13 protein-coding genes are annotated in these 12,958 nt (G+C 73.9%); 1 reads left to right on the top strand and 12 read right to left on the bottom strand.

What is annotated here, in order from left to right; genetic code table 11:
- Positions 1 to 3 precede the first annotated feature (3 nt).
- The 6 genes from OG990_RS33605 to tsaB form a co-directional block, all read right to left on the bottom strand.
- The gene (locus OG990_RS33605; RefSeq protein ID WP_406078284.1) at positions 4 to 1,809 is read right to left on the bottom strand and encodes an ABC transporter ATP-binding protein; all 1,806 of its coding nucleotides are present in this window, start codon (positions 1,807 to 1,809) and stop codon (positions 4 to 6) included.
- Positions 1,809 to 3,509, bottom strand: coding sequence for an ABC transporter ATP-binding protein (locus OG990_RS33600; protein ID WP_386987705.1), 1,701 nt, complete (start codon positions 3,507 to 3,509; stop codon positions 1,809 to 1,811). Before OG990_RS33600 ends, OG990_RS33605 begins: the two co-directional genes overlap by 1 nt.
- Before the next feature lie 93 nt (positions 3,510 to 3,602).
- Positions 3,603 to 3,857 (bottom strand): hypothetical protein, encoded by a 255-nt coding sequence (locus OG990_RS33595; protein WP_386988503.1) that lies wholly within the window; start codon positions 3,855 to 3,857, stop codon positions 3,603 to 3,605.
- Between the two features lie 14 nt (positions 3,858 to 3,871).
- Positions 3,872 to 4,918 carry a tRNA (adenosine(37)-N6)-threonylcarbamoyltransferase complex transferase subunit TsaD gene (tsaD, locus tag OG990_RS33590; protein WP_406078283.1) on the bottom strand — a complete coding sequence of 349 codons (1,047 nt, stop codon included), beginning with the start codon at positions 4,916 to 4,918 and terminating at the stop codon, positions 3,872 to 3,874.
- The gene (gene rimI, locus OG990_RS33585; protein WP_406078282.1) at positions 4,911 to 5,393 is read right to left on the bottom strand and encodes a ribosomal protein S18-alanine N-acetyltransferase; all 483 of its coding nucleotides are present in this window, start codon (positions 5,391 to 5,393) and stop codon (positions 4,911 to 4,913) included. Before rimI ends, tsaD begins: the two co-directional genes overlap by 8 nt.
- Positions 5,394 to 5,448: 55 nt before the next feature.
- Entirely contained in the window at positions 5,449 to 6,126 is a 678-nt protein-coding gene (gene tsaB, locus OG990_RS33580; protein WP_328420390.1) for a tRNA (adenosine(37)-N6)-threonylcarbamoyltransferase complex dimerization subunit type 1 TsaB, read from the bottom strand.
- Positions 6,127 to 6,459: 333 nt separating this feature from the next.
- Between tsaB and OG990_RS33575 the strand changes: the two genes are divergently transcribed.
- Positions 6,460 to 7,164 (top strand): helix-turn-helix domain-containing protein, encoded by a 705-nt coding sequence (locus tag OG990_RS33575; RefSeq protein ID WP_406078281.1) that lies wholly within the window; start codon positions 6,460 to 6,462, stop codon positions 7,162 to 7,164.
- Here OG990_RS33575 and ung read toward each other — a convergent pair.
- The 6 genes from ung to OG990_RS33545 all read right to left on the bottom strand — a co-directional run bounded on the left by ung (position 7,147) and on the right by OG990_RS33545 (position 12,831).
- Positions 7,147 to 7,863 (bottom strand): uracil-DNA glycosylase, encoded by a 717-nt coding sequence (gene ung, locus OG990_RS33570; protein ID WP_406081965.1) that lies wholly within the window; start codon positions 7,861 to 7,863, stop codon positions 7,147 to 7,149. The genes OG990_RS33575 and ung overlap by 18 nt on opposite strands.
- A 177-nt stretch (positions 7,864 to 8,040) precedes the next feature.
- The gene (gene tsaE, locus OG990_RS33565) at positions 8,041 to 8,571 is read right to left on the bottom strand and encodes a tRNA (adenosine(37)-N6)-threonylcarbamoyltransferase complex ATPase subunit type 1 TsaE (RefSeq protein WP_406078280.1); all 531 of its coding nucleotides are present in this window, start codon (positions 8,569 to 8,571) and stop codon (positions 8,041 to 8,043) included.
- Positions 8,568 to 9,674 carry an alpha/beta fold hydrolase gene (locus OG990_RS33560; protein ID WP_406078279.1) on the bottom strand — a complete coding sequence of 369 codons (1,107 nt, stop codon included), beginning with the start codon at positions 9,672 to 9,674 and terminating at the stop codon, positions 8,568 to 8,570. The genes tsaE and OG990_RS33560 overlap by 4 nt, the downstream gene beginning before the upstream one ends.
- 55 nt (positions 9,675 to 9,729) lie before the next feature.
- Positions 9,730 to 10,848: an alanine racemase gene (gene alr / locus OG990_RS33555; RefSeq protein ID WP_328420402.1), complete on the bottom strand. Its 1,119-nt coding sequence runs from the start codon at positions 10,846 to 10,848 to the stop codon at positions 9,730 to 9,732.
- Between the two features lie 89 nt (positions 10,849 to 10,937).
- Entirely contained in the window at positions 10,938 to 12,407 is a 1,470-nt protein-coding gene (locus tag OG990_RS33550) for an NAD(P)H-hydrate dehydratase (protein ID WP_406078278.1), read from the bottom strand.
- Positions 12,408 to 12,462: 55 nt separating this feature from the next.
- Positions 12,463 to 12,831 carry a holo-ACP synthase gene (locus tag OG990_RS33545; RefSeq protein ID WP_355609788.1) on the bottom strand — a complete coding sequence of 123 codons (369 nt, stop codon included), beginning with the start codon at positions 12,829 to 12,831 and terminating at the stop codon, positions 12,463 to 12,465.
- Positions 12,832 to 12,958 lie beyond the last annotated feature (127 nt).

Here is a 12,958-nt window from a genome sequence, read left to right as displayed (position 1 = left end):
CCACTAGTCGCGGGCTGGGCCGGCGGCCGGATCGGTGCCGGGCTGGTGCCAGGAGCGCCACAGCGCGGCGTACGAACCGTCGGCCGCCACCAGCTCCTCGTGCGGGCCCAGCTCGGTGATCCGGCCGTCCTCCACCACCGCCACCCGGTCGGCGTCGTGCGCCGAGAAGAGCCGGTGCGCGATGGCGATCACGGTACGGCCGGCCAGCACGGCGGCCAGGGAGCGTTCCAGCTCCCGGGCCGCGCGCGGGTCGATCAGTGAGGTCGCCTCGTCCAGCACCAGGGTGTGCGGGTCAGCCAGCACCAGCCGGGCCAGCGCCACCTGCTGCGCCTGCGCCGGGGAGAGCGGGTGGCCACCGGCACCGACCACGGTGTCCAGCCCGTCGGGCAGCGCCTCGGCCCACTCCAGGGCGGCCACCGCGGCGAGCGCCGCCCGCACCTGCGCCGGGTCGGCGCCCGGACGGACCATGGCCACGTTCTCGCGCAGCGGCCCGATGAAGACGTGGTGCTCCTGGGTGACCAGCGCGACGTGCGAACGCAGCTCGTCCAACGGCAGCTCGTCCAGCCGACGACCGGCCACGGTCACCGAGCCGCTGCGCGGGGCGTGCACCCCGGCCAGCAGCCGACCCAGGGTGGACTTACCGGCGCCGGACGGCCCGACCATGGCCAGCTTCTCCCCCGGCCGCGGCACCAGGGTCACCCCGTGCAGGACGTCCCGTCCCGTCCGGTACGCGTACCGGACGTCCCGGGCGACGAGCTGCTCCGGGCCGGCGTCGGAGGACGCGTCCCGAGCCGGCGCGCCGCCGTCGGCCGGCACGGCGGCGGGAGTCTCACCGGTGCGGGCCACCCCGAGCAGGCGGGCCATCGAGGCGCCGCCCACCTGGAGCTCGTCCAACCAGGAGAGCAGCCGGTCGACCGGGTCCACCAACTGCTGCACGTAGAGCGTGGCCGCGGTGACCTGACCGAGGCTGGCCCAGCCCCGCAGGTAGAACCAGCCGCCGATCAGCAGCGTGGCGACCACCGGCACCACGTACCCGATCTCGGCTACCGGGAAGAAGACGGTCCGCAGGTAGAGGGTGTACCGCTCGGCCCCGTACGACCGGCGGATGTCCGCGTCGGTGCGGGCCCGGCGGCGCGCCTGCTGCCGTAGCGCTTCGGTGGTCCGCGAACCCTCGACGGTCTCGCTGATCCCGTCGGTGATGTCCGAGTAGGCGGCGTTCTCCCGCAGGTAGCCGGCGGGGGCGCGGCGCAGGTACCAGCGGGTGCCGACCAAGAGCAGCGGCACCGCCAGCAGGCAGGGCAACGCGAGCAGCGGACCGATCAGCAGCAGCGCGCCGACGATGAAGCCGGAGGTGACCACCGCGATCAACGTTTCGGGCACCGCCAGGCGCACGGTACGGGACAGCGCGGAGACGTCCCGGGACGTCCGGGTGAGCAGGTCCCCGGTGCCGGCCCGCTCGACCGTGGCCAGCGGCAGGTCGAGGATCCGGTCCACGAACTCCTCGCGCAGCTCGGCGAGGACGCGCTCACCAAGCCGGGACGACGCCAGGTGGGCGAACCGGACCAGCACCGACTGAGCCAGCACGAACCCGGCGATCAGCAGCGCGATTCGGTCCACGGTGGACTGCACGACACCCTGGGAGATGCCCTGCACCAGGTCGCCGAGCAGCCGTGGGGCGACCAGCCCGGCGGCGGCGGCCAGCGCGTGCAGGCCGAGCGCGAGGGCCAGCGCGCGCGGGTGCCGGCGGACCAGCGTCCGCGCGTACCGGCGGACCTGCCGCGCGTCGGCGACCGGCAGTGCGGTGGCCATCAGTCCTCCTCCCGGCTGACCGTCGCCCGGTAGCGCGGCTCGCCGTCCAGCAGCTCGGCGTGTGTCCCCTCGGCCACCACCTTGCCGTCCTCCACGAAGATCACCCGGTCGGCCCGGCCGAGCACCAGCGGGCTGGTGGTGCAGACCAGGGTGGTCCGGCCCGCGCGGGCCGGACCCAGCCGCTGCGCGATCCGGGCCTCGGTGTGCGCGTCGACCGCGCTGGTCGGTTCGACCAGCAGCAGCGTCTCCGGGTCGGCGACCAGCGCACGGGCCAACCGCAGCCGCTGCCGCTGCCCGCCGGAGAACTCCCGTCCGCGCTCGGCCACCGCACTGTCCAGCCCGTCCGGCAGCGCCTCGACGATGTCCGTCGCGCTCGCCGCGGCCAGCGCCGCGCCGAGCACCGCGTCATCGCCCCGATCGTGCGGGTCCAGCTCCGCCCGGAGCGGGCCGGTGAACAGATGTGCGTCGTTGTCGGCCACCAGGATCCGCCCGCGCACCGTCGCCAGTGCCAGCGCCCGCAGCGGTACGCCGTGCAGCGTGACGTCCGAATCGGTGTACCGGCCGAGCCGGTCCACGATCGCCACCGCGTCCTCGGGGGCGGCGGTCGCCAACGCGGTGAACCGCCCCGGCCGCAGCACCACCCCGGACTCTGGATCGGCCAGCTCACCCGGCCCGTTCGGCAGCGCCACCGGCTGCGCCGGGTCGACCAGCTCCGGGGTGAGCTGCAGCAACCGGACCACCCGGCGGGCCGACACGTGCCCCCGGGTCAGCTTGTCGACCGCCTCGGTGAGGTTGCGCAGCGGGCTGACGAGGAACGCGGTGTAGCCGTAGAAGGCCACCAGTTGCCCGGCGCTGATCTGGCCCTGCAACGCGAACCGCGCACCCAGCCAGGTCACCAGCACCAGGAAGGCCCCGGGCAGCAGCACCTGCGCCGCCTCCAACAGCGACTCCACCCGGGCCACCCGCAGGCCGCGCGTACGCAGCTCCTGCGACCGGGTCCGGTAGTGGGCGGAGAGCACCGGCTCGCCGCCGACACCCCGCAGCACCCGCAGCCCGGAGACGATGTCGCCGGCCCGGGTGGTCAGCGCCCCCTCCGCATCCCGGTACGCCTGCTGCTGGCGGTGCAGCGGCCGGATGAGCAGCGCCACCACCGCCATCAGCACCGGTACGCCGAGCACCACGACCAGCCCGAGCGGTATCGAGGCGTTCAGCAGGATCACCGCGACGGTGGCGATCGCGACCAGCGAGCCGGTGCCCCGGGCGGTGATGTCGATGGCGTGCCCGATCTGGCCGATGTCGGCCGTGCCGATGCTCACCACCTCGCCAGCGGCCACCCGGCGGGGCAGCGCGGCGCCGAGCCGGTTCGCCGCCCCCACGGTCAACTGCACCGTCCGGTACGCCCCGGCCAGCCAGTTGTGCACCGCGAAACGATGCCGCAGGATCCCGGCGACCGCCTGAAGCACGCCCAGCCCGAACAGCACGAGACCCCAGGTGAGCAAAGAGCCCTCGTCGCGGTGGGCAAGCCCGTCGACAGCACGACCGACGGCGGCCGGCATCAGCGCCTGGGCCACCATCCACACCACACCGAGTGCGATGCCGCCGGTGAACAGCCGCTTGTGCCGGCTGGCCAACCAGATCAGGTAGCGGGTCGGCGACCGGGAATCGGGTACGCCGGGTTCACCGGCCAGTGAGAAGCGCATAGCGGCTCGACGCTAGGCGGCTGGCACCGAACCGGCGAACCAATTACCGCCCGGACGTGCCGTGACTCACGGCCGACACCGGGCCCGGCAGGGTCAGCGGTCGACCTGGGTGAAGTCCCAGGAGTGCGGGGGGCGGGCCACCAGCAGCGCGGGCGGTTCGGGCAGTGGGCGCGGGTTGCTGCGCCACTTGGAGATGACCACCACCCGGTGGTCGGTGGAGGAGAAGACCTCGCTGGACACGTACAGCGGGTCGTGCTCCAACTCGGGCAGGGCGGTGTCGCACACCCAGGTGATCAGGTCGGCGACGCCGTACGCCTCCGCGCGCGCCTCCCACATCCGCACGATCATGTCCGTCGCCCCCGTCACACGCTGACCGTGGTGAGCGGCAGCGCCGAATCGGCCGGCAGGTCCAGCCGGCTCGGGGCGACCCCCGCGGCGACCAGGTGCGAGCCGAGCGCGGCCACCATCGCCCCGTTGTCCGTGCACAGCTTCGGCCGAGGCACCCGAACCCGGATGCCGTACTTCTCGGCCCGCTGTTCGGCCATCGCCCGCAGCCGGGAATTCGCCGCCACTCCCCCGCCGATCACCAGGGTCTCGATCCCGTTCGCCCGGCAGGCGGCGAGCGCCTTCGTGGTCAGCACGTCGCAGACCGCCTCCTGGAACGACGCGGCCACGTCGGGCACCGGCACCGACTCACCGGCGCGCTGCCGCGCCTCGGCCCAGCGGGCCACCGCCGTCTTCAGCCCGGAGAACGAGAAGTCGTACCGATGCGCGGCGAGGTCCTTCGCGGCGGTCAGGCCACGCGGGAAGGCGATGGCGGCGGCGTCCCCGGCCCGCGCCTCGCGGTCGATGGGCGGGCCGCCCGGAAACGGCAGCCCGAGCAGCCGGGCGACCTTGTCGAACGCCTCACCGGCCGCGTCGTCGATGGTGGCGCCGAGCGGGGTGACGCCCCGGGCCAGGTCGTCGATCAGCAGGAGAGACGAGTGCCCGCCGGAGACCAACAGCGCGATTGCGGGTTCGGGCAGCGGGCCGTGCTCCAGCGTGTCCACCGCGACGTGCGCGGCGAGATGGTTGACCCCGTACACCGGCTTCTCGGCGGCGAGCGCGTACCCCTTGGCGGCGGCGACGCCGACCAGCAGCGCGCCGGCCAGCCCGGGGCCGGAGGTGACCGCGATCGCGTCGATGTCGGCCAGGGTGACCCCGGCTTCGCGCAGTGCCCGGTCCATGGTCGGCACGATGGCCTCCAGGTGGGCCCGGCTGGCCACCTCGGGCACCACTCCCCCGAACCGGGCGTGTTCCTCGACGCTGGAGGCGAGCGCGTCGGCCAGCAGGGTGTGCCCCCGCACGATGCCGACGCCGGTCTCGTCGCAGGAGGTCTCGATGCCCAGGATCAGCGGTTCGTCAGCCATGGTCGTGTGGTCCGTCCCCGGTCGGCTCGGCGACGCGCTGCATGACCAACGCGTCGGTGTTGCTCGGTTGGTAGTAGCCGCGCCGCACCCCGATCGGCTCGAACCCGTACGTCGCGTAGAGCCGCTGGGCGGGGGCGTTGTCCATGGCGACCTCCAGCAGGGTGCTGCGCACACCGCGCCGGGCGGCCTCGGCGAGCAACTCCTCCAACAGGGCACGGCCGACGCCGCGCCGCTGGGCGTCGCGGCGGACCGCGATGTTCTGCACCCACACCTCGTCCGGCGGAGCCCCGGCGAGCCCGGCGTAGCCGAGCACCGCGCCGTCGGCATCGATGGCGACCCGGTAGTGGTGCCGGTTGGCCAGCTCGTTCCAGAACATCGCCGGCGACCACTGCTCGGCGCCGAAGAGGTCCGCCTCGATCGGCAGCACCTGGTCGATGTGCCACCAGCGGAACCGCTCCAGCCGCACCGCCGTCACGGTGTGCCCTCGGTTCGCGACTGCGGGGCTCGCAACCCCGGCTCACTCTTCGCGCTCACGGGAGGACCGGTTTGTGGCTGGTCGCCGCCACGGCGTCCGGGCGGCGCAGGTAGAGCGGGGTGAGCCGCTCCGTGGGCGCCCCGGCCCGGATCCGCTCGGCGGCGAGCAGCGCCAGCACGGTGGCGTCCGGGTAGCGCGGCTCCACCCGGACCGGCAGACCGAGCGTGTCCGCGTACCGGTGGGCACCATCACCCACCGCAACCGTCGCCCCCAGCTCCCGGGCGCGGGCGGCGGCGACCGCCGGCGCGGACACCTCGGGTCCGACGATCCGCTGGCCAGCGCCGTCGTAGACGGCCCAGTAGAGCTCCTTGCGGCGAGCGTCGCTGGCGGCCAGCACCGGCTCGCCGGCCGCCGCCGGGTAGCCGATCCCATCCAGGGAGCAGACGCCGTACGTGGGGATGCCGAGCACCTGGCCCATGGTGGCGGCGGTGACCAGGCCGACCCGCAGCCCGGTGAACGGCCCCGGGCCGAGCCCGGTGACAATCGCACCCAGGTCGCGCGGGCGCGCGTCAACATCGGCGAGGACCGCGTCAACCTGAGGCGCGAGCAGTTCGCCGTGGGCGCGGGCGTCGACCGTGCACCGGTGCGCTCGGGACGCCACACCGTCCGCCGAGACCTCCACCAGCGCCGCGGTCACCGCGGGGGTCGAGCTGTCCACCACGAGTACGAGCACGGTAAGCCAGCCTAGCCGCCCCGCCCGCCGCCCCGGTCACGCCCCGCCCCGCACACAGCACCGCCCCGGCCCGACCACCGCCCCGACTACCGACGCGGCCCCGCGCGGTTCAGCGTGGGCCGGCGACGGCGCACCCGGCCGGCGGCACATCCGCCGATAGGCGTGATACCTGTGAGTCATATTTATGCCTCACAGGTATCACGCTCATCAGGGCGGGGCCCGCCGTCCGGAGCCGGGGCATCGCCGAGGCGATCCCCCAGGCAGCAATGTCGGCGAGTCATCAATCTTGCTCAGCGGTATCGCCGTCAGTTCGGCCTGGTCCACCATGCCGGGATGTCATCCACTCGCCTCGTCACCCTCCTCGGTGCCACCGTGCGACGACAACGACACCTGCGCGAGCTGAGCCAGCGCGAGCTTGCCGAACTGGCCGGGGTCAGCCAGGCGGCGGTGGCCCGGATCGAAAGCGGCGACCGGGCACCCAGCATCCTGGTGCTGGAGCGGTTGCTCGCCGCCATGGATGTCCAGTTGGCCGTCGGGGTCGAGCCGCTCGACGCCCACCTCGACGCCCGGATCGCCGAACTTGCCGCCCGACCGCTTGCCGAGCGCATCGACGAGCTCGGCCTTGATCGGGCGCTGGACCGGCTCGCCAACTTCCCGCAGGTGATCACCGGAGGCACGGCGGCACTGTTGCAGGGCGCGCCGGTGCCCGTCGACGCACTGGAGATCGCCGTGTGTTGGCACGACTCGGAACGGTTCACCCGCTGGCTGGAGGCGGCCTACGGCCAGCGGTGGAACGCCCGTTGGGGTGAGTTCGGCGGGGTGCGGTTGGAGCCCGAGGAGCAGGGCGAGCACCTCTGGTCGACCCGCTACGGCGAGATCAGGGCGACGATGTGCGACGAGCTGCCCGAGACGATCGAGGTGCGCCACGCTGGACGGGGTTACCGGGTGGTGCCGCTGGCCCAACTGGAGCTGACCGACCCGCGAGCCGGCGACCTGCTGCGCCGCTACCGGGCCCGGCAGCTAGCCAGCGGCCGGTGAACCGGCGGTGCGCTCCCAGTCGATGGTGGGCAGGCCGGCGTCGGCGAGTGCCTTGTTGGCCGCGCTGAACGGGCGGCTGCCCAGGAAACCGCGCGGATTCATCGGGCTGGGGTGCCCGGCCTCCAGCACCACGTGCTGCGGGTTGGTGACCAGGGCGGCCTTCTTGCGCGCGTAGCCGCCCCAGAGCAGGAAGACCACCCGGGAATCCAGCGCGTCGAGCGCCCGGATGGTGGCGTCGGTGAACTCCTCCCAGCCGCGGTTGGCGTGCGAGCCGGGCGTGGCCTCACGGACGGTGAGGACGGAGTTGAGCAACAGCACGCCCTGCGCCGCCCAGCCACTGAGGTTGCCGCCGCGCGGCTTCGGCACGCCGAGATCCTCGCCCAGCTCCTTGAAGACGTTGCGCAGCGACGGCGGCACGGTCACGCCCTCGCGCACGCTGAAGCTGAGCCCGTGCGCCTGCCCCGCCTTGTGGTAGGGGTCCTGCCCGAGGATCAGAACCCGGCAGTCGGCCGGCGCGCAGAGCCGGTAGGCCGAGAAGAGGTCCTCGACCGGCGGGAAGACGGCGCGGGTGGCGTATTCCCCCGCGACGAACGCGGCCAGCTCCGCGGTGCGGGACGGATCGAGGTGCGGGGTGAGCGCGGTACGCCAGCCCTGCGGCAGCAGCGCCGGCAGGTCCAGGGTGGGGCCGTCGTGGGACATCGGCAACCTTTCGTAGTCGATCGCCATCTTCCTACCAGTCGCCACCGACACCGCACGGCCCCGGTCACCGAGCGACGACGCGGAGCCGACCACGAAAGTTACCGTAGAGTAACTTACTGGCGGGTCACTTAAGGTATGGGCCGCTGTTAGCTTGCGTTGGACGATGCCCCTTCAGCCCTAGCGCTCCGGATCGGCCGGGCCGGCGCCCCTCGTCGACAGTGGCGAGGGGTGCAGGGCCGCCAGGCGCCGCGCCCAGTCGCCGCCGACCGGGTCCAGCTCGACCACCCGCGTGTCGTCGTCGCGGCGGTCGATGCGCACCCGCAGGTGGGCGTCGACCAACTGCTCGACCATGCCCTCGCCCCACTCGACCACGGTCACCGACTCGTCGATCGAGGCGTCCAGGTCCAGATCGTCGATCTCGGCGCGCGGGTCGGTGGCGTCGCCCAGCCGGTACGCGTCGGCGTGCACCAGGGCCACCCGACCGCCCCGGGCCGGGTCGGGTCGGTGCACCCGGGCGATCACGAACGTCGGCGAGGTGATGTCCCCGAGAACCCCGAGCCCGACGCCGATGCCCTGGGTGAGCGCGGTCTTGCCGGCGCCCAGCGGGCCGGTCAACAGCACCAGGTCACCGGCGCGCAGCAGCCCGGCCAGTTGGAGGCCGAACTCCCGAGTGTCTTCGACGGTCGACAGCTTGACGACGTGACTCACCGTTCCTCCGCGCTCTCCAGTGACTCGAGGAACCGCGCCAGCGCGGCGTTGACCTCGTCCGCGTGCTCCAGCATCACCACGTGTCCGCTGTCCTGGATCTGCACGAACTCGGCGTGCGGCAGCCGCCGGACGATCTCCTCGGAGTGGGTCACCGGAGTGATCATGTCCTTGTCGCCGACCACCACGAGCACCGGTGTGTCGGCCAGCGCCGCGAGCGCCGGGAAGCGCGAGTGGGTGGCCAGGGTCCGCAGATAGCGGGTCACCGTGTCGGCTGACGTCCGGGAGTTCATCATCTCCACGTAGGACACCAGTGCCGGGCTGGGCTTGCGGGTGCCGAAGCCGTACTTGCGGGTGAGCAGCCAGGCCACGTTCGAGGTCGACTTGCGGGCCTTGTCGATCACCGACCCGCCGTACCGGGTGGCATTGCTCACCATGAACAGCACCGGGCCGCCGACCCGGCCGAGCAGCGCCGGCGCGACCAGCTTGGTCTCCGCGATCAGCCCGCCCGAGGTGGCCATCAGCACGGTGCCCACCACCCGGTCTCCGAACAGCTCCGGGAACAACTCGGCGAACGCCATGATGGTCATGCCGCCCATCGAGTGGCCGACCAGCACCAGCGGCCCGTCCGGGGCGGTCCGGTCGATCACCTGACGCAGCGTCCGGCCGAGCACCGCGAGGTCGTACTCGCCGGTCTCCAGCCGGCCGGACCGGCCGTGACCGGGCTGGTCGTACGCCACGATCCGGTAATCGCCGCGCTCGGCGAGCATCTGCCGCTGGAAGTGGAACGTGCCCATGTCCAGGCAGAAGCCGTGCACCAGCACCACCGTCGGATGTCCGGAGACCGGGCGGGTCGGCTCGACCACCTCGACGTGGATGTCGGTGCCGTCGGGCAGCTCCAGCCGGAACGCGTCGTCGTACCACTGCTCGTCGAACTTCTCGTGCGCGTAGCGGTCGGCCGGGTCGGCCTTGAGCCGGCGGACCAGGGTGCGCTCGGTCGCGACGCCGGCGGCCAGACCGGCCGCGGCCACCCCGACCGCGGCACCGACGATTCCGGCGACCCGGCCAGCCGCGGTCCGCGGACGCGGGATGCGCCTCGCGCTCACGGTGCCACCTCGGTTCGCGACTGCGGGGCTCGCAACCCCGGCTCACTCCTCGCGCTCACGGCCGCTCGCCGTCGTAGACCCGGGGCACCCGGGTGCCGCCGAACCGGGTGACGATCTCGTAGTTGATGGTGCCGGCCGCTTCGGCCCAGTCGTCGGCCGTCGGCTCGCCGTTGGCGCCACTGCCGAAGAGCGTCGCCACGTCGCCGTCGGCCACCGGGTCGTCGCCGCAGTCGACCACGAACTGGTCCATGCAGACCCGTCCGGAGATGGTCCGCCGCGCGCCGGCGAGCTGCACCGGCCCGCTGTTGGACGCGTGCCGGGGCACCCCGTCGGCGTATCCGAGTGGCACCACGGCCAGGTTGGCGTCGGCCTCAGTGGTGTAGGTGTGCCCGTAGGAGACACCGGTGCCGGAGGGCACCCGCTTGGTGAGCATCACCCGGGCCCGCGCGGTCATCGCCGGGCGCAGCCCGTACGTCTCGCCGGCCACCGGGGAGAGGCCGTAGACGGCCAGGCCGGGACGGACCAGGTCGAAGTGGGTGTCCGGGCGGGTCAGGGTCGCCGCCGAGTTGGCCAGGTGCCGCCAGCGCGGGCGGAGCCCGGCCCGCTCGACCATGGCCAGCCCCTCGTGAAAGACGGCCAGTTGCCGGTCGGTGGTCGGGTGGCCGGGCATGTCCGCGTACACAAAGTGGCTCCACACGCCGACCACCTCGACCAGGCCGTCGGCCTGCGCCTTGGCGGCGGCGTCCAGCAGCGCCGGCCAGTCCGCGACGGTCGCCCCACCCCGGGAGAGCCCGGTGTCGATCTTCAGGTGCAACCGGGCCGGGCGCTCGGCGCGCCGGCTCGCCTCGACCATCTCGTCCAGTTGCGGCAGGCTGGCCGCGCCCAGATCCACCCCGGCGCTGACCCCCTCGTGCAGCGGCAGCCCGGGAGCGAGCAGCCAGGCCAGCACCGGCGCGGTCACTCCGGCCCGGCGCAGCGTGAGCGCCTCGTCGAGGGTGCAGACACCGAGCCAGTCCGCCCCGGCGTCGAGCGCGGCCCGGGCGGCCGGAAGCATGCCATGGCCGTACCCGTCGCCCTTGACCACCGCCATCAGCTCAGCGGTGGTGCCGGAGCGGAGTCGACTCACGTTCTCACGGATCGCGTCAAGATCGACGCGTACCTCGGCCTGCCACATACGCCCAGCCTACTTTCCGCCGTGATCACCGCGGGCGGCGACGCACGTCCCGGACACCGAGCCGGTCGTCTCGTCCACAACCGTCTTGATCAGCCCAGCCGGGCGATAACCGGACGCAGCGCGATCGCCACGTCGGGCGCGGTCACCGGCCCGCCGCGGGCCGCCTCCCGGCCGGCCAGCCCGTGCAGGTACGCCGCGGAGGCCGCCGCCCGCTCGGGGGGCAGGCCGGCCGCCAGCAGCGAGCCGAGCAGCCCGGCCAGCACGTCGCCGGTGCCGCCGGTGGCCAGCGCCGAGGTGCCGGTCGGGTTGACGTACGCCCGACCGTCCGGGGTGCCGATCACCGTGCGGTCCCCCTTGAGCAGCACCACGGCGTTCATCCAGGCGGCCAGCCGCAGCGCGGCGCCGACCCGGTCGGCGCCGGGCTCCTCCCCGCAGAGCCGGCTGAACTCCCGATCGTGCGGGGTGACCACGATCGGCGCGTCCCGACCGCGCAGCTGGTCGGCGAGCGAGCCGTCCACGAGCAGGGTCAGCGCGTCGGCGTCGAGCACCACCGGCACCGGCGCGGCCAGCACGGCGCGCAGCTCGGCCGCCGCGTCCTCGCCGGTGCCCAGCCCGGAGCCACAGACCCAGGCCTGCACCCGGCTCGCCTCGGCGACCCGCTCGGTGGCGATCACCGAGGGGTGCTGGTGCAACACCTCCGCCTTGGCGCCGCCGGCGTAGCGGACCATGCCGGTCGGCCCGGCCAGTGCCCCTCCGACGGAGAGCACCGCCGCGCCCGGGTAGGTCGCCGAGCCGGTGGCCACACCGACCACGCCCCGGCTGTACTTCTCCGACGCCGGGCCCAGCCGCGGCCACCAGTCGACCACGTCGGACCACTCGGTGACCCGCATCGCCGGGGTGCCCCGCAGCCACGGCCGCAGCCCGATGTCGACCAGCTCCACCTGCCCGGCCAGCACGGCGGCGGGTCCGACGACCAGGGCGGGCTTCAGCGCGCCGAAGGTCACCGTCACGTCGGCGCGGACCGCGGTGGGCCGGCCGGACGCGGCCAGCGGTACGTGCCCGGTGTCCACCGCCACCCCGCTCGGCACGTCGACCGCCAGCACGGTGGCCCGGCCGCCGTCCCGCCCACGCAGCTCAGCGAGGCGCTGCACCACCTCGTCGGCGTTCGCCCGCAGCCCGCCCGTGCCGCCGATGCCGACGATGCCGTCGAGGACCAGGTCCACCGGGCCGATCGGTCGGTCCACCAGCCGGCCACCGGCGGCCCGCAGCGCGGCCAGCCCTGCGGCATGCGCCCGCCCGGGGGCGAGCAGCAGAGCGGACACGGCGACGCCCCGGCGGGCCAACCGCTCCCCGGCGTACAACGCGTCGCCGCCGTTGTCACCGGAGCCGACCAGCAGCAACACCCGCCCGCCGTACAGACCACCCCGCTCGGCGAGCAGCAGCGCGGCCCGTCGGGCCAGCCCGGCGGCGGCCCGCTGCATCAGCGTGCCCTCCGGCAACGCGCCCATCAGTCCCGCCTCGGCCGCCCGTACGTCAGCCACCCGCCACACCGGTCTCATGCCACCGTGTCCCATTCCCCTCGCGGGCGGGCCGGGACGGCCCACCCGACCGACGTCACCGTTCCGCGACCACCATCGCCGACGCGATCCCGCCGTCGTGCGACAGCGAGAGATGCCAGCGGTTGACCCCACGCTCGAGCGCCACCGCCGCGACCGTGCCGGAGACGGTCAGCCAGGGGCGGCCGTCCGGGTCGGGCACGATCTCGCAGTCGTGCCAGCTCAGCCCGGACGGCGCGCCGAGCGCCTTGGCGACGGCCTCCTTGGCGGCGAAGCGGGCGGCGAGCGACTCCGGCGAGCGCGGGTTGCCGGAGCGGGTGTACCGCTCGGCCTCGGTGAAGAGCCGGTCGGCGAGCAGCGGCGTCCGCGCCAGTGCCCGGGCGAACCGGTCCACCAGGACGACGTCGATGCCGACAGCGACGATCACCAGTTCACCCTACCGGCGGCGAAGGCGGCAGATTAGCCGTCGGGCCCGTGGTGGGCAACGCCTGTGGACAGGCCGGGGTACGGCCGCAGCCGGCTGTCCACAGGGCACTTCCGGGCGTCCATGCCGC

Source organism: Micromonospora sp. NBC_00858 (assembly GCF_045207365.1).
In the GTDB taxonomy this organism is placed as follows: Bacteria; Actinomycetota; Actinomycetes; order Mycobacteriales; family Micromonosporaceae; genus Micromonospora.
The sequence above is the reverse complement of the archived record's forward strand: the minus strand, read 5'-3'. Positions and strand labels throughout refer to the sequence as shown.

What these genes read in the sequence shown, in the direction of transcription:
- OG990_RS33605 (WP_406078284.1), bottom strand. Translation starts at nt 1,809, where the DNA reads ATGGCCACCGCACTGCCGGTCGCCGACGCGCGGCAGGTCCGCCGGTAC.
- ung (WP_406081965.1), bottom strand. Translation starts at nt 7,863, where the DNA reads ATGTCCCACGACGGCCCCACCCTGGACCTGCCGGCGCTGCTGCCGCAG.
- OG990_RS33595 (WP_386988503.1), bottom strand. Translation starts at nt 3,857, where the DNA reads ATGATCGTGCGGATGTGGGAGGCGCGCGCGGAGGCGTACGGCGTCGCC.
- alr (WP_328420402.1), bottom strand. Translation starts at nt 10,848, where the DNA reads ATGTGGCAGGCCGAGGTACGCGTCGATCTTGACGCGATCCGTGAGAAC.
- OG990_RS33575 (WP_406078281.1), top strand. Translation starts at nt 6,460, where the DNA reads ATGTCATCCACTCGCCTCGTCACCCTCCTCGGTGCCACCGTGCGACGA.
- OG990_RS33550 (WP_406078278.1), bottom strand. Translation starts at nt 12,407, where the DNA reads ATGAGACCGGTGTGGCGGGTGGCTGACGTACGGGCGGCCGAGGCGGGA.
- tsaD (WP_406078283.1), bottom strand. Translation starts at nt 4,918, where the DNA reads ATGGCTGACGAACCGCTGATCCTGGGCATCGAGACCTCCTGCGACGAG.
- OG990_RS33600 (WP_386987705.1), bottom strand. Translation starts at nt 3,509, where the DNA reads ATGCGCTTCTCACTGGCCGGTGAACCCGGCGTACCCGATTCCCGGTCG.